The sequence below is a fragment of the Pyramidobacter porci genome, from assembly GCF_009695745.1.
Lineage (GTDB): Bacteria > Synergistota > Synergistia > Synergistales > Dethiosulfovibrionaceae > Pyramidobacter > Pyramidobacter porci.
On sequence record NZ_VUNH01000002.1, the window covers coordinates 152,967 to 178,735 of the forward strand.

Here is a 25,769-nt window from a genome sequence, read left to right on the forward strand (position 1 = left end):
AGAAAAGAGGAAGAGGCCTGTGAGAGAAAAAGCCTATCTGGTGCTGCAAAACGGGCGCGTTTTTGCCGGAGAACGCTTCGGCGCTGCCGGCGACGTGACGGCGGAGATCGTTTTCGCCACGGGCATGACCGGCTATCTGGAAACGCTCACCGACCCCAGCTATCACGGGGAGATCGTCGTACAAACTTTTCCGCTGATCGGTAACTACGGCGTCATCCGTGAGGATTTCGAAAGCCCGCGCCCGCGGCTGAGCGCGTATGTCGTGCGCGAACTGTGCGACGCTCCTTCGAACTTCCGCAGCGGCGGCACGCTCGACGATTATCTGCGGGAAAGCGGCGTAGCCGGACTTGCCGGCGTGGATACGCGCACGCTGACGCGGGTTATCCGCGAACACGGCGCGATGAACGCCGCCGTCTGCTCACGTCTGCCCGAGGACCTGCCGGCTTTCGCGGCGGACTTGGCGAAACGGCGGCTGTCGGGCGACGTCTATGCGGTGACCTGCGGCAAGCCCTTTATCCTCAACCCCGACGGCACGCGCCACATCGTGCTCTGGGACTTCGGCTGCAAAGGCGGCATTGCCCGCGCGCTGACGGAGCGCGGCTGCCGCGTCACCGTGGTGCCGGCGGACACGGCGGCGATGAAGATCCTTGCCCTGCATCCCGACGGCGTGCTGCTGTCCAACGGTCCCGGCGATCCCGCTTCCTACCGCGGCATCATCGAGAACGTCAACGCCGTGGCCGAGACGGGGCTGCCCATGTTCGGCATCTGCCTTGGTCATCAGCTTCTGGCTCTGGCCCGCGGGGCACGCACGGCGAAGCTGAAGTACGGTCACCGCGGCGAAAATCAGCCCGTGCGCGAAACGGCGACGGGGCGCCTGCTGATCACCAGTCAGAACCACGGTTACGCGGTGGAGAGCGACAGCGTTCCGGCGGGGAACCGTCTGAGCTACGTCAATGTGAACGACGGCACCTGCGAGGGCATCGACTACGGCGGCGTCAACGCCTTTTCCGTGCAGTTCCATCCCGAAGCCTGCGCCGGTCCGCAGGACACGGCGTTCCTGTTTGACCGTTTTTTGAAGAATTGCGAGGAGGCCGTCCGCCATGCCGCTCGATAAAAAACTGAAACGGGTGATGATCATCGGTTCCGGCCCGATCGTGATCGGCCAGGCCGCCGAATTCGACTATGCCGGCACCCAAGCCTGCCGAGCCCTGCGCGCGCTCGGCATCGAAGTGATCCTGGTCAACTCCAATCCCGCCACGATCATGACCGACAGCGACATCGCCGACAAAGTCTACATCGAACCGCTGACGGTAGAGATCCTGAAGCGTCTGATCGAGAAGGAACGCCCCGACGGCCTGCTTTCCACCATCGGCGGCCAGAACGGGCTGACGCTGTCCATGCAGCTGGCCCGGGACGGCTGGCTTGAGTCGAGGGGCGTCAGACTGCTGGGCGCATCGCTGGACACGATCGAACGCGCCGAGGACCGCCAGCTTTTCAAGGACATGCTGGAGAAAATCGGCGAGCCCGTCATCCCCTCGGCGATTGCGACCCGCGTGGACGAAGCCATGAACTTCGGCGCCAAAATCGGTTATCCCGTCATCATCCGTCCCTCCTTCACGCTGGGCGGCACCGGCGGAGGCATCGCCCACAGCGCCGCGGAGATGGAGCAGCTCGCACGCCGCGGCCTGGAAGTCTCGCCCGTTGGACAGATCCTCGTGGAGCGCAGCGTCGCCGGTTGGAAAGAGATCGAGTTCGAGATGATGCGCGACGGCGACGATAACTGTATCGCCGTCTGCTCCATGGAGAACCTCGATCCCGTAGGCGTGCATACCGGCGATTCCATCGTCGTGGCGCCGGCGCTGACGCTGGCCGATAAGGAGTACCAGCTGCTGCGCAGCGCGGCGCTTCGCATCGTGCGCGAGCTCGAAGTGCAGGGCGGATGCAACGTGCAGTTCGCGCTCAATCCCGACAGCTTTGAATATGCCGTGATCGAAGTCAACCCGCGCGTGTCGCGCTCTTCGGCGCTGGCCTCCAAGGCGACCGGTTACCCGATCGCCAAGGTTTCGGCGCAGATCGCCATGGGCCTGCGCCTTGACGAGATTTCCAACGCCGTCACCGGCAAGACGTCGGCTTTCTTCGAGCCGGCGCTGGACTATGTGGTAGTGAAGATGCCGCGCTGGCCCTTCGACAAGTTCAGCAGCGCCGCGCGCACGCTGGGACCGCAGATGAAAGCCACCGGCGAGGTGATGGCGATTGCGCCGACCTTTGAGGAGGCGCTGCTCAAATCGCTGCGCGGTGCCGAGATCGGCATGGATTCGCCGCGTCTCGCTGCCTTGAAGGAGCTCGGCGACGATCAGATCGAGGCCTGCCTGCGGGAACCTACCGACCAGCGGCTGTCCGTCGTATACGAGGCGTTGGGCCGCGGCGTTTCGGTCGATCATGTCCACGACGTGACGAAGATCGACCGTTGGTTCCTGTGGAAACTGAAAAAAATCCTTGCCGTCGAGAGCGCTTTGCGGAAGTGCGGCGGCGCGTTGCCCGCCGAACTGTACGCCCGTGCCAAGGCGACAGGCTTCCTTGACCGCACGATTGAGAAGCTTTCAGGCGCGAAAGTGGAAAAACATCGGGCGCCGGTCTACCGCATGGTCGATACCTGCGCCGCCGAATTTGCTGCCGAAACGCCTTACTTCTACGCCGCCGCCCCGGTTTCGGGCAGCGAAGACGAAGCGGCCGGATTCATCGCCCATCATGACGGCCTCGCCGCCTCCAAAGGGACTATCGTCGTCCTCGGCAGCGGGCCGATCCGCATCGGCCAGGGCATCGAGTTCGACTACGCCGCCGTGCACTGCGTGTGGGCGCTGAAGCGCCTGGGATACACGGTCGTGATGATCAACAACAATCCCGAGACGGTCAGCACCGATTTCGACACGGCCGACCGTCTTTACTTCGAACCGCTCACGCCGGAGGACGTGATGGACGTCATCCGGTTGGAACGGCCTCTCGGCGTGGTCGTGGCCTTTGGCGGGCAGACCGCCATCAAGCTGACGAAATGCCTCAGCGAAAACGGTATCGCAATCCTCGGCACCAGCTCCGACGCCATCGACGCCGCCGAGGATCGCGAGCGCTTCGACACGATTCTGAACCGCTGCGGCATCGCCCGCCCCAGGGGACATGGCGTGGAAACGCTGGCGCAGGCGCTTGCCGCCGCCCGCGACGTCGGCTACCCCGTGCTCGTGCGCCCGTCCTACGTGCTGGGCGGCCAGAACATGATCATCGCTTACGACGACGAGAGCGTCAGCAATTACATGCGGCGCCTTCTCGCCATCGGGACCGACGGCCCCGTGCTGATCGACAAATATCTCGAAGGCACCGAGGTGGAAGTCGACGCCGTTTGCGACGGAACCGACGTGCTGATTCCCGGCATCATGGAACACATCGAGCGCGCCGGAGTTCATTCCGGCGACAGCATCGCCGCCTATCCGGCCTGGAACCTTTCCGGTCCCGTCACCGAGAAACTGGTGGAAAGCACGGCCCGCATCGCCCTCGAGTTGGGCGTGAAGGGACTGGTCAACATACAGTACGTGATCTACAACAACCAGGTCTACGTGATCGAGAGCAACCCCCGCGCCAGCCGTACGATTCCTTATATTAGCAAAGTCACCGGGCTGCCGCTGGTGGATATCGCCACGCAGGTCATGCTCGCCACGCTGACGCCCGACGCGCCGAAGCTGCGCGATCTGCCCTGCGGCACGGGCCTGTATCGTCCCAGCCCTTACTGCGCCGTCAAAGTGCCCGTGTTCTCCTTCGAAAAGCTGAGCGGCGCCGACGTGCAGCTGGGGCCGGAGATGAAGTCCACCGGCGAAGTGCTCGGCGTGGGCAAAAATCTCGAGGAGGCCCTGTACAAAGGACTGATCGCGGCCGGTTACGCCGTGCGCCATCACGAACCGGGCGGCGTGCTGATCAGCGTGCAGGACCGCGACAAGCCCGAGATCGTGGAGCTGGCCCGCCGCCTCGCTTCGCTGGGGTGCCGCCTTTACACCACCGGCGGCACCGCCGAATACCTGAGAAGCCGCGGCATTCGCAGCGCCTCGGTGGGCAAGATCAGTCAAGGCAATCGCGATATTCCTTATCTGCTCGATCAGGGACGGGTGCAGTACGTGCTCTCGACCAGCTCGCCCGACAGCAGCGAGCGCGCCGACGCTCAGGTGCTGCGCAGCAAGGCGATTGAGCGCCGCGCCGCCTGCATGACCAGCCTCGACACGGCCCGCGCTCTCGTAGACTGCATGGTCAGCGGTTATGACGAGGACAACGTGGAGCTCGTCGACATGGCCCATTTGCCGGAACGCAAGCGTCCTGTCCATTTTGTCAAGATGCGTTGCGGCGGCAACGAATACATTTATGTCGATGCGATCCGCCAGAGCATCGCCGAGCCGGCCAGCCTCAGCGTGGCCCTGTGCGGGCGGCGGCGCAGCGTCGGCGGCGATGGTCTCGTGATCGTCGCCCCGGCTCGGGGAAAAGCGGACGCGCGCATGATCCTTTACGATGCCGACGGCACGCGCGCCCGCATCGGCGGCAACGCGCTGCGCGGCGTGGGCAAATATCTTTACGAGAAACTGGACGTGAAGAAAAAAGATCTGTCGATTGAAACCGACGACGGCGTCAAGGCGCTTCGCCTTTACGACCGCGACGGCGAGATCTACAGCGTCGAGGCGCTGATCGGCCGACCCGATTTTGACCCCGCGCGCGTGCCCGTTATGCTCAACGCCGATGGCCGCCCCGTGGTGAGCCAGTACTATTCCTGCGGCGGGTTCGACGATCAGATTACCTGCCTGTCGCTGGGCGACCCGCAGTGCGTGATCCTGACCGACGACTGCGACGGCGCGGAACTGAGCGTGGAGGGCCCGTTGATGGAGCGCGCGGGGATATTTCCGGAAGGGACCAACGTCAGCTGCGTCAGCGTTGCCGACCGCCACACGCTGCGGGTGCGCACATGGGAGCGCCGCATCGGCGAAACCGCGGGCTGCGGCACCTCGGCCTGCGCCGCGGCGGTCGTCGCGGCCAGACTGGGGCTGGTAGACGAAGGCGAGATCTCCGTGAGAACGGCGGGGGGGCTGCTGGTCGTCCGTCTCGCGCCCGAAGGGGTATTCCTGATCGGCGGCGTGGACTGCGGCTTTGAGGGAGTCATCAAGATATAGGCCGCGCATACAACATAGGGGTTTCGGCGTCAAGCCGAAACCCCTATGTTGTATGCGCGGTGAAATTTAACCGATGAAGTGCGTCCAGACGTGTTCCTCGTAGGTCGGCGCGGGAATGCCGGCTTTCTGTCCGGCCTCGATGGAACGGAGCATCCAGGCCATGTTGACCCCCAGCGTGCGCATGGTCTGAAGTCCTTCGGCATCCTGGCGCACGTCGTCGGGCGTGAAGCCGTGCACTTGGTTCCAGTACTGCGAGCCGACAACGAACATGTTGCTGATCAAAAAGTACTGATTGAGCCGTTCGAACGAAGCCGTGGATCCGCCACGCCGGCAGGACACCACGGCCGCCCCCAGCTTGCCGGCCATGCGGTCGCCGCCGGCATAGAAAAGACGGTCGAGAAACGAACATATGCGTCCCGTCGCCCCGGAATAGTAGACCGGCGAACCGGCCACGATGGCGCCGTAATCGTCGAGCTGGTCCAGCACTTCGTTGACTTGATCGACGAAAACGCAGCGTCCTGTCGCTTCGCAGCGGCCGCAGGAGGTGCAGTCCTGCATGGGTTTTGTACCCAGCCAGAGCAGGTTGCTGGCAACTCCCGCGCCGCTCAACGCCTTTTGCAGTTCGGCCAGAGCGGTGAAAGTGCAGCCTTCCCGATGCGGGCTGCCGTTGATCAAAAGCGCTTTTTTCATATGAAATCCCCCCAGGAAATAAATTCTCTGCGGAAATTGTACCACGCTCCGCGCCGTTTTCCCGCGACTGCCAGGCGGAAGGAGAAAATAAGCAAAATTGTGTGCTGGATATTTTACGAAAATTAGATATAATGTAAGAGAACATCACTGTGAAGGAGGCCCGTTCATGGCCAGAAAAGGAGTAATTCTCGCGGCTGGACTCGGCACCAGACTTCATCCCATGACTTTAGCCGTGAATAAACAGCTTATCCCCGTTTATGACAAACCGATGATCTATTACGCGATCTGGGTTCTGATCAAGGCGGGGGTGCGCGACATCATGCTTGTCACGTCCGCAGTGGACAAGAGCAGTTTCGAGCGTCTGCTCGGCGACGGTTCCCGTTTCGGCATTCGGATGCATTACACGATTCAACACGAGCCCAAGGGTCTGGTCGACGCGTTTGTCCAGACGGAAGATTTCATCGCCGGCGATCCCTGCGTGCTGATCCTCGGCGACAACATCTTCTACGGTTCCGGGTTCCCCGCCATGCTCAGCAAGGCGTCCGCGCAGACGAAGGGCGCCACCGTTTTCGGTGCCATCGTGCCCGATCCGGAACGTTTCGGCGTCGCTTCTTTCAGCGAAGAGGGCAAGGTCCTGACGCTCGAGGAAAAGCCCGCGCATCCCCAATCGAACTGCGCCGTCGTCGGCCTGTACTTCTTCGACGGGAAGGTCATGCAGTACGCCCGCGAGCTGCGCCGGCAGATCCCCGCCGATCGGGAAGTGTCGATCACCGACGTGAATCGCGTTTACATGGAGCGGGGGCAGCTCGATCTGCAGGTGTTTCCGCAGGGATTCGCGTGGCTCGACTCCGGCACGTATGACAGTCTGCTGGAGGCGTCCAATTACGTGGCGCGCGTCGAGCGCGAGCAGGATCACATGATCTGCTGTCCAGAGGAGGCGGCTTACAGCGCCGGATTTCTCGCCCTCGAAAAATTACGCGAATACGGCGAGGCGGACAAGAACAACAATTACGGCCGCTATTTGACGAAGCTTTACCATCAGTTCAAGAAATAATTTCCACCGGCGCATAGACGAAGGCGGGGAGAAATGTTCCACGTGGAACATTTCTCCCCGCCTTCGTCTATGCGCCGCAGCGGTTGGACGCGGAAATCCCGCGGGTCAGTCGGTCATCAGGCGCAGGACGAGCCTGGCCGTGTCTTCGAGATTTTTGACGGTGATCGTTTCGTTGACGGTGTGCACGTCTGTCATGCCGGTGCCGAGCACGACGGGCGTGATTCCGGAAAGCGCCATCACGTTGGCGTCGCTGCCGCCGCCTCCGTCGACGCGGCGGACCGGGCAGCCGATCGCCTCGCAGGCCGCGCGCAGGCGCTTCATCAGCGGATGATCGTCGGGGCAGGCGAAGCTGACGTAGGTCGTCTTCAGCTCGCAGTCGAGCGTGGCGCCCAGCTCGTCGCAGGCTTTCCGCAGGCAGTCGCGCATGTGCGCGGCCTGGGCGTTGAGCTTGTCGAGGTTGCGGCTGCGGACTTCGGCGATAATTTCGGCTCTGGCGGGAACGATGTTGGTCGCGCCTTCGGATTTGAACGTGCCGATGTTGCAGGTCGTCTCCTCGTCGACGCGCAGCAGGTTCATGGCCGCGACGCCGCGGGCGGCCGCTTGGATGGCGCTGATGCCTTTTTCCGGCGCCAGGCCGGCGTGAGCGCTGCGCCCCGTGACGACGGCGTGCAGCTTGATCTGTCCCGGCGCGTTGGGGACGATCGTGCCGACGTCGCCGGCGCCGTCGAGAACGACGGCTTCCTTGCCTTTGACCCGGCTGAAATCGAAGTGCTTGGCGCCCAGCAGCCCTTGTTCTTCGCCGATGGTGACGACGATCTCGAAGTCGTGGCAGGGGAGTTCTTTTTCGCGGACGACGGTCAGGGCCTCGACGATGCCGGCGATGCCCGACTTGTCGTCGGCGGCGAGGATCGTGTCGCCGCCGCTGGAAATGACGCCGTCTTCGACGACGGGCGCGACGCCTTTTCCGGGTCTGACGGTGTCCATGTGGCACGAGTAGATCAGCGGCTCGCCAGGGAGCGTGCCCTTGTAAAAGGCGTAAATGTTGTTGCCGGAGGAACCTATTTTGGCGCCGGCGCCGTCGACGCGGACCTCGCAGCCGAGCGCCGCAAGGTCTTTGACGAGGCGTTCCTGCATGGGGCCTTCGCCGAAGCTCTCGCTGTCGATCCGCGCGTAGGCGCAGAAGTTCTTTACCAGTCGTTCGCTGTTGATCATGATTTTCTCTCCTTTTTCCATTCTGTAAGCGCAAGCGCCCGAATGATTTCGTCCCGGGCGGAGCGGTCCAGGGCGGGCAGCTCCGGCTGGGAATGATACCATTTTTTCAGATCCTCGCAGGCGATGGCGCTGGCGCCGCCCTCGAGGCTGAGGCGGGGGGAGTCGAAGGGATCGGCGAAGACGGCCAGAGGACGGATCTCCGCGTCGAACCTCTTTTCCGCCAGGCGGGCGTTCAGCGCCGCGGCGGCCGCGCCCGCTTGCGCGAGCGGATTGGGGATGGTGCGTCTTTCGTTGTTGTCCTCGACGCGCCACTGCGGACTTTCGACGCTGCCGAAAACACGGATCCCCCAGCCGATACAGCGCAGCGCGAAAATCCCGCGCCGCGAAACCAGCAGGGCGTCGGCCGTTCCCGGCGGCACGACGGGCGGAGCCGCGCCGCAAACGATCCCTTCGTTTTTGCAGAGCCGCCGCAGTTTCCGGACGACGCGCTCCGTCGCGGCGTCGTCGTTGCGGCGTTTGCCGATGCGTCTCGCCAGGATGGCGAAAACGAGAACGCCGGCCGCCATGAAGAAGAAAAACCGCGCATAATCCGAAACGGAATGGAGTTTCCAGAGATTCAGATTCATGCCGAAAAATTTGAACTCCACGAGGCGTCTCTCTCCTGTTCGTTAGGATTTTGGAAACGTCTTATTCTAACATAGGTCGTGTGATAAAGTATGCAAAAATGTTATTGTAGTTTTGTATCCTCGTATGATATAATTTCCGAAAGTGAGCCCAGGATCGGGTTTACCGGCGCAGGACGCTCGAGAGAGGGCTGCGCGGCGTTATCCCAAATCACTTTATCTTTTTGAGGGGGTCAAAGAAACATGACTGACACTGCAGTAGCGAAGAAATCATGGGTAGACCGCTTTTTGGACGGCATCGAGCGCGTGTGCAACAAACTGCCGCCGCCCGCCATCCTGTTCTGCTGGCTCTTCCTGATCGTCGCCGTGATCGGTGCCATTTTCACCGTGACGGATTTCTCGATGATCAATCCGGCTATTTCCGATCCCGCCAAGGCGGTCGTGAAATCCCAGAACCTGTTCTCCGCCACTGGACTTCAGTGGCTCCTCGACAACATGATCAAGAACTTCACCGGTTTCGCGCCGCTGGGGCTCGTCATCACGATGACGCTCGCCATCGGCATGTGCGAAGAATCCGGGCTGCTTCTGGCCATGCTCAGCAAGTGCATGAGAAACGTTCCTCCCGCGCTGGTGCCCTTCGTGATCGCGTTCCTCGGCACCGTCGGCAACATCGCTTCCGACACCGCCATGGTCGTGATCCCGCCGATGGCCGCCATCGTCTACATGGGCGTGGGCAAGCATCCCGTCGTCGGCATGATCAACGGCTACGCCGGCGCTCAGGCCGGTTTCACCGCCAATCTGATGATCGCCGGCACCGACTCTCTGCTTCAGGGGCTGACCAACCAAGCCATCAAGGGCTTCATCCCCGACAGCACGTTCACGGTCGACGTGACCTGCAACTGGTTCTTCATGATCGCCTCCACGTTTCTGTGCACCCTCGTGATCGGCGGTGTCTGCACCTGGCTCGTCGAGCCCCGTTTCGGCAAGTACGAGGGCGGCGCCGGTGACGCCACGATCGAAGAGCTCAACGACCATCAGAAAAAGGGTCTTCGTCGCGCCGGTTGGGTAGCGCTGGTTTATATAGCTCTGCTGGTCATCGGCTTCTTCTTCGGCCCGCTGGCCAAAATCATGCCTGACGGCAGCCGCGCCTTTGTCGGTTCGCCTATGCTCAAGGGGCTGATCCCGCTTCTGTTCTTCTTCTTCGCTCTGCCGGGCATCGTTTACGGTTATTCCGCCGGCACGATCAAGAACAGCGGCGACCTCAACAAAGGCATGGTCAAGCAGGCCGCGGCCATGGGCGGCTACGTGGTGTTCTGCTTCTTCGCCGGGCAGTTCAACATGCTGTTCAACTGGACCAAGCTGGGCACCATGCTCGCCATCGGCGGCGCCGATTTCCTCAAGGGCATTGGCTTCACGGGCACGTCCATGTGCGTCGCCTTCATTTTGCTGGCGATGTTCGTGAACCTTTTCGTCTCCTCCGGCTCGGCCAAGTGGGCCATCTTCGCCCCGATCTTCGTGCCCATGTTCATGCTGCTCGGCTATCACCCCGGCTTTACCCAGCTGCTGTACCGGCTCGGCGACTCTCCCACCAACTGCTTCACGCCCATGAGTCCCTATATCTGGATGGTCCTGAGCGTCGCGCAGGCCAAATACATGAAGGACATCAAGATCGGCACGCTCGTGGCCAATCTCGTGCCGATTGCGTTCTTCATGCAGATCGCCTGGATCATTTTCTTCATCGTCTGGGATTATTTCGGGCTGCCGATCGGACCTGGCGTCTACGCCACGCTGCCCGCCGGCGTTCTGCCGCCGATGTAGAGATCCCCGTCATCTCATCAGCGACAATTCATGATTCCGGCTTGGAAACGTGGCGCTGCCTCTTGCGACGGCGCCACGTTTTTGCGCCCCCTCGCGAACTTGCGACGCCACGAGGCGAATCTTCGAAGGCGCTTCGAGTCACTGCATTGTCAATGAAGTCTCTTTAATTGAAAATGCGCATTATTCAGGTTTTATCATTTTAGTTATTGCGTTTCTTCAGGAGGGTATGATATTATACATACTAAGTAAATGAGGAACTCGGAACAAAAGCATGTCCTGCGGTGAAAATTCTGCGCCGACATGAGGTGTCGCGCGGTTTTTACGCGGATGCGGAACGTTGGCGGATTGAGAGTTATTGTTCTTTTGGGGTGAACTAAAATCTCCAAAAAGTGCCAAAGTATGATAAAATGATTTTCATGCGGACAGGCGCTTCCGGCTGGCCGCCGGCGGACTTCTTACGAAAAGTTTGGGAGACGGACATGAAAACAGGCAAGAATGCCCGCGTCATGCTTCTATCGCAGAAGCTCATGCTGGGCAGCGTTATTCTTGTGTTTCTGACAATCGGTTTTACGATCGTGATGGTCCTGCGCCTCAATCTGAAGCTTCAAAGCCACCGGATCGAGACGACGCTGCACGACCTGGGCGAAATGGTTGCCGCCAATCCGCTGGTCATTCAGGCTTTCAAGGAAGATCAGAGCAGCGAGGAATTGATCCTTTATCTGGACAATCTCATCAGGGGGCTGCGCGACGTCGACGTGATCACGCTGGCGGACATGCGTTTGCGGCGCCTGTACCACGTGAACCGTTCCCGGATCGGCGAGAATTTCGTCGGCGGCGACGAGGAACGGGTGCTGAGGGGAGAACGCTACTTTTCCCGAGCCGTCGGTTCGCTGGGCGACCAAAAACGCTATTTCGTGCCGGTTCTCGACGCGGAGACGCGGAAAGAGCTCGGCTTCATCGTGGTCGCTTCGCTGATGACCAACATCGCCTCGCAGCGCTGGGAAATCTACGAAGCGCATTTCAGCACGTTCCTGTTGATCCTGGCGATCGGCCTGCCGGCGGCGTGGCTGACGGCGCGAGGCATCAAAAAATCGCTGCTGGGGTACGAACCGGAGCAGCTGTCGAAGTTTTTCCTCGAGCGCGACGAAGTTCTGAATTCGCTGGAGGAGGGGATCGTGGCCGTCGATGCGGCCGGCTATATTACGCTGGTCAACAAGGCGGCGGGGACGATGCTTCATATTGTCCCGGAAGATCTGCGCGTCCGGCTCCTTGACGACATTTACCCGCAGATCCGCATCGGCGAAACGTTGGCGTCGGGAGAGCCGCTGTATAACAACGGCATTATCCTGGGCGACGTCAATATTCTCTGTAACCGCATCCCCATCAGGGAGAACGGAACGCTTCTCGGGGCGGTTGCCATTCTGCGCAACCGTACCGAACTGACTCGTATGGCGGAAGAGCTGACCGGCGTCAACCACATGATCGATGCGTTGCGCAGCAACAGCCACGAGTTCATGAACAAGATGCAGGTGATCCTCGGTCTGTTGCGTATCGGCGAGCCGGAGGAAGCCGAGCGCTACATTACCGGGATCGCCCGGGAACAGTCGGATGTCATCGCGGCGGTCCTGCAGAAGATTCGCAACAAAAATTTGGGAGCCCTGCTCCTTGGCAAAATGTCTCACTGCCGGGAGCTGGATATAGAGTTCAATCTGGTCGGTTCCAGCTCAGTTCCGGCAGTCAGCCAGTTTCTGTCCGGCGACGCTTTTGTAACGCTGGTCGGCAACCTTGTCGAGAACGCCATCGAAGCGGTCAACTCTAAGGCCAAGGGCGAAGGCGACCGTGAGGTGTCTCTGTTAATTCACGAAGATGAGCGAAGCCTGATGGTTACGGTTGACGATACGGGCGAGGGCATGACACCGGAAGAGATTGAGCACGTAAGGCAAGGCGGTTATAGTTCCAAGGGCCGGCATCGCGGCACGGGAATGAGGCTGATTCGTTCCGTGCTTGAGTCGAACGGCGGAGAAATGCAGATAGATTCAGAGAAAGGTGCAGGCACATCCATCACGGTGTGTTTCACCAGGGAGGGAAAACTGTGATTAAGACGATTATTGTTGAAGACGACCCGATGGTTGCGCAGATCAACCGGCGCTATCTTGACACGGCCAACGACATCCAGGTGGCCGCGGTTTTTGATAACGGCAAGGATGCTCTGGCGTATATCGAAGACGAAGAACCCGATTTGATCATCCTCGACGTATACATGCCGGTGATGAACGGCTTGGAACTTCTTCGCGAAATCCGCAAGGCCGATATCCAGTCCGACGTGATCATGGTCACGGCGGCCAACGACGTGAAGAACGTCGAGGAAGCCCTGCGCCTCGGCATTGTGGATTATCTGGTCAAACCCTTCGAGTATGAGCGCTTTATGGAGGCTATCGAAAAGTACCGCAAAAAGGCGCACGTGCTGAAAGACGCTTCGACGCTGAATCAGGACGCCATCGACGCGCTCGTCAGCGTAGGTGCGCCTCAGCCGCAAGCCCCTGCGCGCGATCTGAAGAAAGGCCTTCAGCAGCGCACGCTGGACATGATCCGCTCGCATCTCGACAAGATGAAAGGCGAGACCTGCACCTGCGACACGCTGGCCGGCGTGGTCGGCTTGTCCAAAGTGACGGTGCGCCGCTATCTGAACTACCTTGCCGAGATCGGTGAGATCGACAGCTCCGTCGACTATGAGACCGGCGGGCGTCCCTGCATCAAATACTTTATCCGCCCCGACAGCGTCGAGAAGAAGGATGAGGCGGCGGAAGAAAACGGTTCGGACGGAGAAGAGAAGAAATAGCGTTTTCGATTTTTCCTCCTGCGTGATGGAACCTTCTGCGGTTTTTGCCATGCAAGACCGCAGAAGGGGATTTGGTGTGGACTCAAAAAAAGAAGCGACTGGCTGACTCCGGGGGAACGTTTGTTGAATGAGCCCCGCGAGAGTCTCTGTTGTGCTGGAAAAAAAACGGCATCTGGAGACGGCTGGAAAGAGGCCGCCATCTTGTATTCGTCGTCGCCGGCCGGCGTACGAACGGATGAGAATGGCCATGTACATGGGCCCCGGCAGCGCAAACATGCGCTGCCGGGGCCCATGTGCATGGTGCGTGCGAAATTGCCGCGCTGGACAGCCGAAACTCCCGCAGCAGTTTGGCAACGATACAGGGATGAGGACGGTACCGTCTGCCGAGGGAAATTGGCAGGCAGTGGAGACGGCTACAGCTCCGTCTCGCGGTGGGAGGCGTCGAGAAAATCGATCTTCACGTCGCGGCAGCCGAAGATGCGAGCGCAACAATCGGCCAGTTCGCGTCGGGCGGCGAGGATCGCCTCTTTGTTTGCGGAGGCAAAGCCGTCGATGGGGAAGAAGATGTCCTTGGACTGCGGACCGATCTTGCCCAGTTCGCTTTGCCGCCAGATCCAGCGGCGCGTGCGGATTTTCCGGCCGACCGCGTAGACAGGTTCGCCGGCGGGGACCGACTCTGCCTCGGCTTCGCCGAAGGGGATGAAGCTGTCGCCCTCGCGCGTGAAGCGCACTTCGATGTCATCGTCCATCTGACCGACGTCGTGGGCTCCCATGGGCAGCGCGTGTTTGAGCGAGAGCGCGTTGCCGAGATCGACGATGGGATTGATGCGCGGCAGTCCTTTGCCCTTGCCGACGCGGGTGAACATGGCTTCGATGGAACTCATGAATTTATTGGGATTGAGCTCCAGCGTCTGAAAGGCCCGCCGATAAGGCAGAATGGCCGGTTCATCCTTGATTTTTCGTCCTTCATAGCGAGCCGCGGCAACGGCGACAGCTTCCTCGAGCATCGCGTCGATCTGCGGGTAAACCGCCGCATTGTCGATATTTCTGGCGACCACGACACCAAAGCAGACGTCGGGAAGTTTCTCGAAAAATTGAGAGGCAACGATGAATTTCATGTGAACATTCCTCCTCAGTGTTGCTTTTCAGCCGATTATACGGACTTTGCCGAAAGAACTCAAGTTTCTGCCTTGTGAGGTGCGTTGCGGAAACGTCTTCTGCGCTTGAATTTGTTTTCCCCGTTCATCAAAAGATGAGCGGCGGACTCGGCTTGAGAGAGATGGAATGTGGAAATCTTCAGATGTCGGACCGTTGTTTTCTTAAAGTTTTTCTGCTAAACTGAAAAACATAAAAACAGTATGATCATAAGATTGGAAACATGCGGACGTTCCAGCAGGGCAGTGCTCCGAAAATATTGAGAATAAAAGGAGGCGGAAGAAATGAAGTTTTATGGCAAATGTGCAGCCGCAGCCGTGGCGACGTTGATTTTCAGCGCGGCGGCATGGGCCTTTCCCAACGAGCCGTCAGGGTTCAACGGCATTGCTTGGGGGGCGCGTTGGGAAGGCATGAGCAGTCAGTTCCGCGAGGCGCCCCAAGCGCCTTCGGGCGGGAAGTATTATTACGAGAAGATTTTCGGCGGCAGCGAGTGGCTGGGCTATCCACTGAATACGCTTTATTACGCTTTCCGCGACGACGGCTGCTTTTGGGAGGTGGAGGGGCAGGTCGACGACCGCAGTTCTTCCTATGCGGATGTTCTTTACTACGCCGTTCGCCGTTACGGACACCCTCAGTACGGGACGACGAACAACGGGTATCAGAAAGCGAGCTGGTATGGGCGCGATGTCAATATCGTGCTGGCAAAGACCTATCGCGGGTGGCGCGTTACGATCGCTTGGCGCGGTCCCCGCGTCGCGCCGCTGTCTCCGCCGCCGCATCATAACCGGCGTCCCGAATACAGTCCGCCACCGCCGCCTGGGGCGCGCCCCGGATACGGTCCGCCGCCTCCACCGCCGCCTCCACCGCTGCGGCGCCCTGGACACCGACCTCCTCCCCCTGGGCCGCGCCCTGAACACCGGGCGCCTCCGCCGCCGTATCACATCTGAGCCGCTGTCAGCTCGGAGAACTTTGCCGCCGTTGCTTCGCTTCGGCGGTATTGTTATTTTGAGGGACGACTGCGCATAAAACGCCTTTGTGCGTTGAAGGCATCGGGAACGCCGCGATGATATGATGAGACGAATCTTGAACTTTATCGCCGATGAAGGTATGTCTTATAAGTCCGGAGGACCTATTATCGGCGTCATCCGCGGCGTGCCGATCCCCGCGCGAGCGAGGCGCGAGGATTCGGTGTCCGCCTGGCGGGCTCGGGCGGGAGCAGCGGGGAATACAGGGGAGGAAAACGATGGAGATAAAACGCGGGCGGCTTTTCGCGCTTTCGCGGCGCTGCGCGCCCGACGGCGGCGAACTTTTCGACGAACTGGCAGCGGGGCGGGGCTGTCGCATCGAGCGCATCGTTTCCGCCGGGCAGACCACGCCCGAAGGGCAATGGTACGATCAGGACGGCGACGAATGGGTGGCGTTGCTGCAGGGAGAGGCGCGCCTGCTCTGGGCCGACGGCGGCGAAAGCGCGCTCTCGTTCGGCGACTGGCTGCTGATCCCCGCCCATGTTCGCCACCGCGTCGTGTACGCCAGCGCCGAACCGCCCTGCGTGTGGATTGCGGTCCATTTTCAGCGCTGAAAATCTTCTTGGGATACATGTTCCACATGCGAATAGTCAACCCAAGCGCAACGAGTCAGAGCAGAAGACTTCGTAAGGAGATTTCCAGTGAAGACATTTACGGGGTCGAGAGTTTAAGCGTTTGACATACATTTTGATAACGTCATCAGGTATATCCGTAACGTCCTTCTCCTTGGGGAAATATTCCCGTAACAATCCGTTGGTGTTTTCGTTCGTACCCCGCTGCCATGGCTGGTGCGGTTTCGGATAATAGAGTTTCGTTCCCCCCAAACCGGCGTTGATCTGTTCGAAATTGCAGAACTCGCAGCCGCGATCCGGAGTGATGCTCTCATGGGGCAGATCTTTCAGCATATCGATGATGGTTCCGGCGACGCAGTCGGCCGTCTTGGCTGCCGCCTTGCGGCACAGGAGCATGCGGCTCTTGCGGTCGACCAGAGTGACACGACAGGCTTTCCCTATTGTGCCGCAGACGGTATCGGCTTCCCAGTCGCCCAACCGCCGTCTTTCATTGGCGATTTTAGGCCGTTGTGCGAGCTTGAACATGAACGGATGCCAGCCGCGGTGATCCCCGGCCGTTTTCCGGCGCCGCCTTTTGCCGCGCCGGCGCAGTCTCTTGACGGAGCTGGCGACGCTCTTGAGATACGTACAGACAAAAGCGCCGCTGCAGATGCCGCGGTAGATCGTCGCATAGCTGATGGAGATCGGGCTTTTCTCTTCTTTCAAGCGGGCGGCGATCTGCTCGTCGTCGAGCTTTCGCCGGGGATGGCAGACCTTTCTGCGGGAACGATATGTTCCCTGTGCCACAAACGAAGAGCAACATCCGGAAAAAGAGTTCCGTTTGAGCTCTCTGGAGAGATCGTCGACTTATGACGTCCAAGGCAGCGTGCGGTCTCGGAGATTCCTTTGCCGTTATTGTGAAGCGACATGAGCTTTTCGCGCTCGAATGGTGTAAGATGCGCATAGGGTCTCATAGTTCTCCTCGTAATATGGTTGTTGGCGTAAACATCATTTTGCTGGAGTCTATGAGACTTTGCTCGTTGCTCTCGATTGGTGCACTTAGATTGTAGATCTAAGGGTGAAACATTTTTCATGAAAAGATCTCTGGAAGATTCTCCGAACGCCCTGTCGGAGTTTTTCTCGCTCGTTTCGCCTGGCGCGGATTTTGTGAAAAGAACCTCTTTTCAGATCCGCGATCTGCGGTATAATATTTGCTTTATAGAAGCAGTGCTTTCTCATGCGGCGCTTGCGAAAGCCGCGTCGTTAAAATTTTTCGATGCGCAGGAGGTACGGATCGATGTCTGAATCTATCAAGGGGCCGCGCGGAGTCCGCGACATTCTTCCCGACGAGTCTTGGAAATGGGCCTACGTGCTCGGCCGCGCCGCGGAAACGGCGGGCAGATTCAATTACAGCGAGGTTCGGCTTCCGATCTTTGAGCATACCGAGCTTTTCAGCCGCGGCGTCGGCGACACGACCGACATCGTGGAGAAGGAAATGTACACCTTTACCGATAAGGGCGACCGCAGCATCACGCTGCGTCCGGAGATGACGGCCGGCATGATGCGCAGCTACGTGGAGCACTCGCTCGGCGTGCCCGGCGGCAACCCCGCCAAGCTGTGGGGAGCGGGGCCTATGTTCCGTTACGAGCGCCCTCAGAAGGGGCGTTACCGCCAGTTCTGGCAGCTCGACTACGAGGAGATCGGCTCCGAGAGCCCGCTCGTCGACGCGGAGGTGATCATGACTGCCATCGAGCTGTTCCGCACGCTGGGGATGCGGAACCTCGAGGTGGTGATCAATTCCGTGGGCTGTCCCAAGTGCCGCCCCGTCTACCGCGAAAAACTGATCGGCTATCTGCAGGGACGCTGCGACGAACTCTGCGACACCTGCAAAAGCCGTCTGCAGCGCAACCCGCTGCGCGTGCTCGACTGCAAGGAAGACCGCGAGATCGTCGCCGGCGCGCCTGACATTTTCGACAGTCTCTGCGACGAATGCGCCGAACACTTCAATACCGTCACCGCGGCGCTGACTCGGCTGGGCGTCAAATACACGCTCGACAAAACGCTGGTGCGCGGCCTCGATTACTACACCAAGACCGCTTTCGAGGTCAAATCCGGCGACCTCGGCGCGCAGAGCGCCGTGTGCGGCGGCGGCCGTTACGACAACCTGGCGGAGGCGATCGGCGGGCCGCACGTGCCGGGCGTGGGCTTCGCGGCCGGACTCGACCGCGTCATCCTCGTCATGGGCGAGCAGGGCTGCTCGTTCGGCGCACAGCCGGCGCTCGACGCCTACGTGGTCTGCCCCGACGATTCGGCGCGGCTGAACGCCGTGGAGCTGCTTTACGCGCTGCGCCGCGCCGGGCTGAAGGCCGACATGGACTACGCCGGCCGCGGCATGAAGGGGCAAATGAAAACGGCGGTCGCCAGCGGCGCCAAGGCGGCCTGCATTCTCGGCGGCGACGAAATTGCGCGAGGCGTGGTGGCGGTGCGCGACTTGAGCGCGGCGGCGCAGGAAGAAGTGCCTCTCGCCGACGTGCCCGTCCGCGTGGCGTCTCTGGCCGGCAAACGTTGAAAAGAGCGAAGCGCCGTTTCAGCGCGGCGCTTCGTTGAATTTTTTTGAACAGACAAGGGAGTTTGAAGAATAATGCGCAAAGGAATTTTTGATTCAAGCTGGAAGCGAACCGTCAAATGCGGGCTGGTCGGTGAAGAATTGGTCGGCAAAGAGATCGTGCTCAACGGTTGGGTCCGCAATCGCCGCGACCATGGCGGCGTGATTTTCATCGAGCTGTGGGACAAGTCGGGCGGCGTACAGGTAGTCTTTACGCCGGAGGTGGACGCGAAGATGCACGCCGACGCCGGCGATCTGCGCAGCGAATATGTGATCGCCGTGAAGGGAAAAGTACGCGTGCGCCCCGACGGCATGATCAATCCCCACATGAGGACCGGGCGCTGGGAGATGGTGGCAGGCGACTTTCTGCTGCTGTCGGCCGCCGCGCCGATCCCTTTCGAGATCGGCGACGAGACGGAAAACGTGGACGAAAACCTCCGCCTCACCTACCGTTATCTCGACCTGCGCCGCGAGCGCATGCAGAACAACCTGCGCACGCGCCACGAGGTGGCCCAGTACACGCGCGCCTACCTGAACGGCCGCGACTTCACCGAGGTGGAAACGCCGATCCTGATGAAGTCCACGCCCGAAGGTGCGCGCGACTACCTCGTGCCCAGCCGCGTCGCGCCCGGCTCGTTTTACGCGCTGCCGCAGTCGCCGCAGCTGTTCAAGCAGATTTTGATGATCTCCGGCATGGACCGCTACTATCAGATCGCCAAATGTTTCCGCGACGAGGATCTGCGCGCCGACCGCCAGCCTGAGTTCACTCAGGTCGATCTGGAGATGAGTTTCGTCACCGAAGAAGACGTGTACGAACTGCTTGAGGGCTACGTCGTCGGCCTCTGGAAAAAGATCCTCGGCGTCGAGATCACGGCGCCTTTCCGTCGCCTCAGCTATCAGGAGGCAATGCGCCGCTTCGGCAGCGACAAGCCCGACCTGCGCATTCCCTTCGAGATCCGGGACGTCGCTGCGGCGTTCGAGGGGAGCAGTTTCGCGCCGTTTCAGAGCCTGCTTGCCGGCGGCGGCGTGATTCGCACGATTGCCGTCCCCGGCGGCGCTGCGTGGTCGCGCAAACAGTGCGAGGACGTGGCCGCCGCGGGGAAGAAGCTGGGCGCGCCCGACGTGGCGTTCTTCCAGATCAAGGAAGGGGTTCTCAAGGGGCCGCTGGCCAAATACCTCGACGACGAACACAAGGCGCAGTTTCTCGAGCTGGCGCGGGCGCAGGACGGCGACGCCGTTTTCCTGATCGCCAACGTCGATGCCATGTTGGTCGCCACGGTATTGGGGCAGCTGCGTCTCGACGTTGCCAAGACGCACGGCCTGGTGCGCGAGGGCTGGGAGTTCCTCTGGGTCACCAACTTCCCGCTGCTGGAGTGGAGCCCCGACGAGAACCGCTGGGTGGCCACGCATCATCCGTTCACTCAGCCCAATCCCGAAGATCTGCCGTATCTCGAAAGCGACCCTGCGCGCTGCGGCTCGCGCACCTACGACCTCGTGCTCAACGGCACCGAGGTGGGCGGCGGCTCGATCCGCATCCACGACGAGGAAGTGCAGGAAAAGGTCTTCAAGTGTTTGGCCTTCACGCCCGAGGAGGCGCGAAGCCGTTTCGGCTTCTTCCTCGACGCGCTCAAGTACGGCACGCCGCCGCACGGCGGTCTGGCCATCGGCTTCGACCGTCTCTGCATGCTGCTGTGCGGTTGCAAGGGCATCCGCGAGGTGATGGCCTTCCCCAAGACGGCCAAGGCTCAGGACCTGATGGCCGGCGCGCCTTCGCCGGTCGAATCGCTCCAGCTCGACGAGCTGGGCATCTCCGTGCGCGCTTTTGCCGCCGCAGCGAAAAAGTAATTTTCGCGAACATCGTGAAACGCCGCGTCCCCCGGGAAAAGGACGTGGCGTTTTTTTGTGCGTTGGCGCGCGGTGTGTTAGAATCGTCTCATTGCGAAGCGTCGGCGGATCCGGCGCATAAAGATCGTCGAAAGGAGGTGAATGGATGAACGAAAAAAACATGCCCAAGGAGTTTTGGCAGCGCGCCGACAGCCTGCAGAAGCGCACCGGCTATCAGTTCAGCGACCCCAAACTGCTGCGCCTGGCCTTCACGCAGCGGTCCGGCGCCGGCGGGCCGAATCCGAGCATGAACAACGAACGCCTCGAGTTCCTCGGCGACGCCGCCTTGGGGCTGTTGGTCGGAGAGGCCCTCTACCAGGAATATCCCGAGGCCGACGAAGGTTTTATGACCGTCGAGCGCTCCAAGCTGGTGTGCGGCCGCAATCTCAGCGCCTGGGGCTACGAAGCCGGCTTCGACCGGATGCTGCGCGTGTGCGAGGGCGTGGAAGTTTCCGATGCCATGGTGGAAGACTCGGTCGAGGCCGTGGCCGGAGCCTTTTTTCTCGACGGCGGATTGGACGCCGTGCGGGCGCTGCTGCAGAGCTTTTCCGACTACCCTGACCAAGGCGCAGGCTTCGATTCGCGGCGGCACCTCGAGCGCGACTGCTCGTACGAGAAACTCGGCGCGCCGCGCTACGACACGATGTGCCGCCGCGCCAACGGCAAAATCATCTTCGAGAGCACCGTCTCCCTCGACAAAGAGCCCTCGGGCACGGGCCTCGGCGCCGACCGCACCGAGGCGGAACGCAACGCCGCGCGCGACGCCATGTGCCGCCTCGGCCGCGCGTCCGCCGAGGAACAGAAAAAACGCGCCCTCGTGCTACGCGCCCGTTACCGCCGCATCCTGGCCCGTCACGGGCAGTCATCTCACAGCCGCGGTGCGCCCAGCATGAGCGAGGCCGAAAACGCCGCCGCGGAAAAGCCCGTTCTCGTCCGCGACGGCGTGGAATACCGCATCGTCGCCAAAGAAGGCCCCGAACACAAGCCGGTGTTCACCGCCGCGGCGTTCCGAAACGGGGCCCGCCTTGCCGAAGCCGGCGGCCCGTCGAAGAAGGACGCGCTGAAAGCCCTGGTCCGCGAGGTGGGCAAAGCCGCCGCCCGGCAGACAAAGCGCGGAGCCGACGCTTTCAGGGATCTGGAGCTTGCCGGCCTGAAAAACAGCCCCGAGCTGAAGGGCCGCCTGCAAACCTGCTGCGAGCGCCTCGGCATCGGCCAGCCCCATTATGTCGACCTGCCCTCGCCGGGCGGCAAAAGCCCGCTGTTCTTCGTGGAACTGCAGCTGAGCGGCGAACCGATCGTCAGCGGCAGCGGCCAGAGCAAGCGCGCCGCCGGACAGGCCGCCGCCTGGAAAATGCTTCAGCTGCTGGCCGCCGACGCGCTTGGAGAAACTGCGCGTCTTGGCGCCGACCTGCCTCAACTGCATGTTCGTCTGGAAAGCGCGTTTCGCGCCGTCTGCGAGCGCGTCGGCGAGAAAAAACTGCGCGTCGAGGTCGCGTCCGTTGCCGGGCAGGAAGAGATGTGCCGCGCCCGCGTCTTTTTCGGCGACCGCTTCTGCACCGAAGTGCCCGGCCTCGGCGAAAATCAGGCCCGCCTGCTGGCCCTGTTCAGGGCCGTCACGCAGACCCGGCACTGGAAGGACGTGCTGAACGAGCTGAAAGTGGACACGCCCGCCGGCATGTCGCCGCAGAACGTCCGTCCCGATCTGCTGCTGGAAGAGCGTTTGAAAAACTCGCGCCGCGGCCCCGCCGAGATCCTGTCGCTGCGCGCCGGCGGCAGCGAAGACCTGCGCCTGTACCGCACCGGCCTGTTCGTCAAGGGCGATCTGGCCGCCTGCATGACCGCCCCCGGCAAGAAAATCGCCGAACAGGCGCTGACGCTGCTGCTGCTCGACCGCGCCGCGCGTGGAAGCGCGCTCGTGCCGCCGCTCAAAAAAGAAGCCCCCGCCGCCCAAACGGCGCCGAGCGCCCCGCACGAGCGCCGCAAGCCGCGCCGCCGCGCACCGGTCGCTTCCCTGCCTTTGCCCGAAGCGCCCCAGCCGAAAGTCACGCTCAAACAGCGTCTCGGCAGCTGGCTGCGCCGCATGGGCGAACTGTACACGCAGTCGTGACCGACGCCGCTCAAGGCGTTCGTGGCGGCCCCGAGGCAGTCTCTGTCCAAAGAAAGGCCGGGCCGCGATGAAGTGAAATTTCATCGCGGCCCGGCCTTTCTTTGGTTTCTCGATATGCGGCGAAGCGGCTCAGCCGCGGCAGAACGTGACGACGCCCGCGGCGAGGAGCAGCGCGGCGATGACCGCGCCGGTCGCGAGCCCCATGGCGCCGGATTCTTCGCTGTCCTTCAACACTTCCTCGCGGCTGAGGATGCCTTCCAGAACGCACGGCGCCTGATCGGGCGCGGGATGGAGCACACCGTCCTTCTGGATGGCCTTCACCGTGACCTGGCGGCCGCCGAGGTTGGAGATGCGGTAGGAGAAGCGCAGCGCGCCGCGCACGTTGCCTTTGGAGCGCGACAGGTAGCGCTCGTTGCCGAGGAGCTTGCTGTACATTTCCAGTCCGGCACGCGCGAGTTCTTCGCCGTCGAATTCCTGGCAGAACGCCGGCGTCGGCAGCGTCTCGAGCAGTTCCGGCGCCAGGACGAAGGTGCCGAGCCTGGCTTCGCCGACGAGCTTGCGGCTGCCCAGCGCTCCGGAATAGACTTTTCTCCATTCGTATTTAGGCTTCCCGGCTGTGCCGGCGTTTTCGTAACGTTCGGTCAGGCGTTCGGCTTTAGGCGAAGGAAGCGTGACGTTCAACTCTCCGTCCACCGCCGGCGCGGTCATCTCCAGCGTGCCGCTGCACACGACCAGGCGGCCTTCGTTTTCCAGCAGGACGGCCGGCTCGCTGAGGAACGCGGCGGCGGCCAGCTGCTCCTGCGCTTTCGGCATGTCGGTATGCATTTTCCAGACGAGCGCGCCCGTTCCGATTCCCAGCAGGACCAAAACAGTACCAATGATTTTCTTCATGAAGTTTCCTCCTTCGTCGAGTTCGCGATGGGGCCGGCGTTTTGAAAACCTGATTGCATTGTAGCAGAAACGGATCGGCCAGTCATCGCCCAAAGGGGGGAAGCGGCGCCGGCGGCGGGCGGGCCGGCCCGGTTTTCGCGCGGCGCTGCGAAGGCGCTGCCGTTTTTATGGTATTATGAACGAAGATCGGCTATAATTTTCGAACGATCGTGTGATCGCGGGCTGAGTGTTTCGGTCCGAACAGAGGAGGAATTTTATTATGCACGTGTTCGCTTTTTTGCTGGCGGCCGCCGGAGTGGCGCTGTCCCTGTGTTACAGCGGCTGTCTCGCCATGATCGTGGAAAACGGTTTTGAGCTGGGCTGGCTGAAGGATTTCGGCTCGCTCGATCCCAAGTCGATGTGCGTCGTCGCTTCCTCCGCTCTGGCGGTGCTGGGGGCGCTGCTGGTCCTGTTCAGGAAAAAGTTTGCGGCGCTGCTGCTGTTCGCGGCGGCGGGGATCTGTCTGTACTGCGAGTTCAGCCTGAAGATCGTCTATCCCTACGTTCGCGCTTCGGCTATGCTGTTCGCCGCGGCCGCACTGATGGGCATGAAGGTCCGCGGCGCGGAGGACGAATACGGGGACGAGGAATATGTCGGCAAGGAGCCCGAAATGGCCGATCCCGCTCCGGCGACGGCGCTTGACCGCGAAGTGAAAGAGGAACTCGCCGCGGCGGAGGAAGGAATGCCGGCCTCGAAGGCAGGCTGTTCGCGCCTCTGGGGGTTCCTGCTGGCGCTGGCGGCGGCGGGCTATACGCTCTGGCAGAGCGGCATGTGGCCGGTCGTGCAGGCGCACTTCGTCGATCTTGAATGGTATAGGAGTCTTCCTTCGCTCGACGCCAGATCGTTAAGCGCGCTTGCCGCGGCGGCTTTGGCCTTGTTGGGCGGCCTGCTGGCGCTGACGAAGCGCGCCGGCGGCACGCTGTTTTTGACCGTTGCGGCCGTGGTCTGCACGGTGGCCCAGCTTCACTGGGACGTCTGGTTCCCCGCGTCGTGGGGCGCTTTTATCCTCTGCCTTGTCGCCGGCGCGGTTTCCTGGCCCGGTGCGGCGGTGGACGCGGCCCGAGCGGGACGCCGCTACACGTCGGCTTATGTTTTCGCCTTTATCTTCGCGCTGGCGGCCGTGGCGATTTCGCTTTATCAGAGCGGCGCGTGCCGCGTTCTTGGAGAGAAGTTCGGCGGCGAATTCTGCCTGGCCGCGCTGGGCGATCTGGACGCGAAGACGCTGTGCGCCGCGGTGACGGCGGCGCTTGGGCTTGGGGGCGGTCTGCTGGCGCTCTGCGGCCTGCGCTTTTCCGCCTGGCTGTTGCTGGCGGCGATGTTCGTCTCGCTGGGCGGCGAACTGATCTGGCCCGAGTATTACGCGTTCTCGTGGATCGCGCTGCTGCTGTACGCGCTTTCCGCGCTGCTGAGCAGCGCGTTGGTGAGGGCCGACGAGGAAACGCCCGTGAAGAAGCTGCCGCTTTCCGTCGCCGTGATCGCCATGATGGCGGCGGCCGGAGCTGGAGGCGCAGCCGTGTGGTATTACGACAAGGGCGTGATGGCGGAGAAGTTCCGCGACGCCCGCGCGAACGATCCCGCCTATCAGCAGATCGCCGAAGAAATGAAAGCGAAGGATGCGAGGATCGCCGAAACGGACGGCAAAGTGCGGGAGCAAATGGGGCTCGTGGCGGAGCGCGAGCAGAAGATCGGCGAGCTGACGGCGGTCAGTGCCGCCAAGGACGAAGAGATCAAGAACCTGACCGCCCGGAGCGCCGAGCGCGACGAACAGATCGCGGCGCTGAACGCCCGGCTCGAGCAGGCCAAGACGGATCTGGGAGCGGCGCAAGCCGAGTTGAACCGGAAGTTCATTTATCTGCGCGGCAGCAACAACGTGCGCGATGTGCCGAACGCCGACAAGGGATCCAAAGTCATCGGCCGCCTCACCAACGAAACGGCCGAAGTCGTCGGCTCGCAGGGCGGCTGGTATCAGGTGAAAGGCTCCTTCGGCGCCGGCTGGGTCTTCGGCAAAAACGCTGTGATGCTGGAGCTGGACAGATAAAACTTCAAAGCGAAGAACGACAGCGAATAAGCCGCCTCGATCG

18 protein-coding genes and 1 pseudogene are annotated in these 25,769 nt (G+C 61.5%); 13 read left to right on the forward strand and 6 right to left on the reverse strand.

Going from position 1 to position 25,769, the window contains the following annotated elements; translation table 11 throughout:
- Positions 1-19 precede the first annotated feature (19 nt).
- Entirely contained in the window at positions 20-1,114 is a 1,095-nt protein-coding gene (locus FYJ74_RS02575) for a carbamoyl phosphate synthase small subunit (protein WP_326830851.1), read from the forward strand.
- On the forward strand, positions 1,101-5,195 hold the full coding sequence (carB, locus tag FYJ74_RS02580; RefSeq protein WP_154528047.1) for a carbamoyl-phosphate synthase large subunit: 4,095 nt from the start codon (positions 1,101-1,103) through the stop codon (positions 5,193-5,195). The genes FYJ74_RS02575 and carB overlap by 14 nt, the downstream gene beginning before the upstream one ends.
- Before the next feature lie 66 nt (positions 5,196-5,261).
- On the opposite strand, the gene FYJ74_RS02585 is transcribed toward carB, so the two are convergent.
- Positions 5,262-5,885 carry a flavodoxin family protein gene (locus tag FYJ74_RS02585; RefSeq protein WP_195838772.1) on the reverse strand — a complete coding sequence of 208 codons (624 nt, stop codon included), beginning with the start codon at positions 5,883-5,885 and terminating at the stop codon, positions 5,262-5,264.
- Positions 5,886-6,051: 166 nt separating this feature from the next.
- Between FYJ74_RS02585 and rfbA the strand changes: the two genes are divergently transcribed.
- Positions 6,052-6,939, forward strand: coding sequence for a glucose-1-phosphate thymidylyltransferase RfbA (gene rfbA, locus FYJ74_RS02590; protein ID WP_154528048.1), 888 nt, complete (start codon positions 6,052-6,054; stop codon positions 6,937-6,939).
- A 105-nt stretch (positions 6,940-7,044) separates the two neighbouring features.
- On the opposite strand, the gene FYJ74_RS02595 is transcribed toward rfbA, so the two are convergent.
- Together FYJ74_RS02595 and FYJ74_RS02600 are read right to left on the reverse strand one after the other, a co-directional pair.
- On the reverse strand, positions 7,045-8,151 hold the full coding sequence (locus tag FYJ74_RS02595) for a M20/M25/M40 family metallo-hydrolase (RefSeq protein ID WP_154528049.1): 1,107 nt from the start codon (positions 8,149-8,151) through the stop codon (positions 7,045-7,047).
- Positions 8,148-8,798, reverse strand: a complete 651-nt coding sequence (locus FYJ74_RS02600; protein WP_154528050.1) for an NERD domain-containing protein — start codon at positions 8,796-8,798, stop codon at positions 8,148-8,150. The genes FYJ74_RS02595 and FYJ74_RS02600 overlap by 4 nt, the downstream gene beginning before the upstream one ends.
- 219 nt (positions 8,799-9,017) lie before the next feature.
- Here FYJ74_RS02600 and FYJ74_RS02605 point away from each other — a divergent pair, with 219 nt between their 5' ends.
- From FYJ74_RS02605 to FYJ74_RS02615, 3 genes are all read left to right on the forward strand, one after another.
- Positions 9,018-10,592 (forward strand): AbgT family transporter, encoded by a 1,575-nt coding sequence (locus FYJ74_RS02605; RefSeq protein WP_154528051.1) that lies wholly within the window; start codon positions 9,018-9,020, stop codon positions 10,590-10,592.
- A 479-nt stretch (positions 10,593-11,071) separates the two neighbouring features.
- Entirely contained in the window at positions 11,072-12,688 is a 1,617-nt protein-coding gene (locus tag FYJ74_RS02610; RefSeq protein WP_195838773.1) for an ATP-binding protein, read from the forward strand.
- Positions 12,685-13,431, forward strand: coding sequence for a response regulator (locus FYJ74_RS02615; RefSeq protein ID WP_009163793.1), 747 nt, complete (start codon positions 12,685-12,687; stop codon positions 13,429-13,431). The genes FYJ74_RS02610 and FYJ74_RS02615 overlap by 4 nt, the downstream gene beginning before the upstream one ends.
- Before the next feature lie 413 nt (positions 13,432-13,844).
- Here FYJ74_RS02615 and FYJ74_RS02620 read toward each other — a convergent pair whose 3' ends face one another.
- The gene (locus tag FYJ74_RS02620; RefSeq protein ID WP_154528053.1) at positions 13,845-14,549 is read right to left on the reverse strand and encodes a B3/B4 domain-containing protein; all 705 of its coding nucleotides are present in this window, start codon (positions 14,547-14,549) and stop codon (positions 13,845-13,847) included.
- A gap of 321 nt (positions 14,550-14,870) precedes the next feature.
- Here FYJ74_RS02620 and FYJ74_RS02625 point away from each other — a divergent pair, with 321 nt between their 5' ends.
- Together FYJ74_RS02625 and FYJ74_RS02630 are read left to right on the forward strand one after the other, a co-directional pair.
- Complete coding sequence (locus tag FYJ74_RS02625) at positions 14,871-15,533, forward strand: hypothetical protein (protein ID WP_154528054.1); 663 nt, start codon at positions 14,871-14,873, stop codon at positions 15,531-15,533.
- 296 nt (positions 15,534-15,829) lie between these two features.
- Entirely contained in the window at positions 15,830-16,165 is a 336-nt protein-coding gene (locus tag FYJ74_RS02630; RefSeq protein WP_154528055.1) for a cupin domain-containing protein, read from the forward strand.
- Between the two features lie 36 nt (positions 16,166-16,201).
- Here FYJ74_RS02630 and FYJ74_RS02635 read toward each other — a convergent pair.
- Positions 16,202-17,136: pseudogene (locus FYJ74_RS02635) on the reverse strand (IS30 family transposase).
- 118 nt (positions 17,137-17,254) lie between these two features.
- Between FYJ74_RS02635 and FYJ74_RS02640 the strand changes: the two are divergent.
- From FYJ74_RS02640 to FYJ74_RS02655, 4 genes are all read left to right on the forward strand, one after another.
- Positions 17,255-17,467, forward strand: coding sequence for a hypothetical protein (locus FYJ74_RS02640; RefSeq protein WP_154528056.1), 213 nt, complete (start codon positions 17,255-17,257; stop codon positions 17,465-17,467).
- On the forward strand, positions 17,460-18,731 hold the full coding sequence (gene hisS, locus FYJ74_RS02645) for a histidine--tRNA ligase (protein ID WP_154528057.1): 1,272 nt from the start codon (positions 17,460-17,462) through the stop codon (positions 18,729-18,731). Before FYJ74_RS02640 ends, hisS begins: the two co-directional genes overlap by 8 nt.
- A gap of 72 nt (positions 18,732-18,803) precedes the next feature.
- Positions 18,804-20,612 carry an aspartate--tRNA ligase gene (gene aspS / locus FYJ74_RS02650; protein WP_154528058.1) on the forward strand — a complete coding sequence of 603 codons (1,809 nt, stop codon included), beginning with the start codon at positions 18,804-18,806 and terminating at the stop codon, positions 20,610-20,612.
- A 145-nt stretch (positions 20,613-20,757) separates the two neighbouring features.
- The gene (locus tag FYJ74_RS02655) at positions 20,758-22,758 is read left to right on the forward strand and encodes a putative dsRNA-binding protein (protein ID WP_154528059.1); all 2,001 of its coding nucleotides are present in this window, start codon (positions 20,758-20,760) and stop codon (positions 22,756-22,758) included.
- A 129-nt stretch (positions 22,759-22,887) separates the two neighbouring features.
- On the opposite strand, the gene FYJ74_RS02660 is transcribed toward FYJ74_RS02655, so the two are convergent.
- The gene (locus tag FYJ74_RS02660; RefSeq protein WP_154528060.1) at positions 22,888-23,649 is read right to left on the reverse strand and encodes a hypothetical protein; all 762 of its coding nucleotides are present in this window, start codon (positions 23,647-23,649) and stop codon (positions 22,888-22,890) included.
- 259 nt (positions 23,650-23,908) lie between these two features.
- On the opposite strand from FYJ74_RS02660, the gene FYJ74_RS02665 reads away from it, so the two are divergent.
- Positions 23,909-25,726 carry an SH3 domain-containing protein gene (locus FYJ74_RS02665; RefSeq protein WP_154528061.1) on the forward strand — a complete coding sequence of 606 codons (1,818 nt, stop codon included), beginning with the start codon at positions 23,909-23,911 and terminating at the stop codon, positions 25,724-25,726.
- The last annotated feature ends 43 nt before the right edge of the window (positions 25,727-25,769 follow it).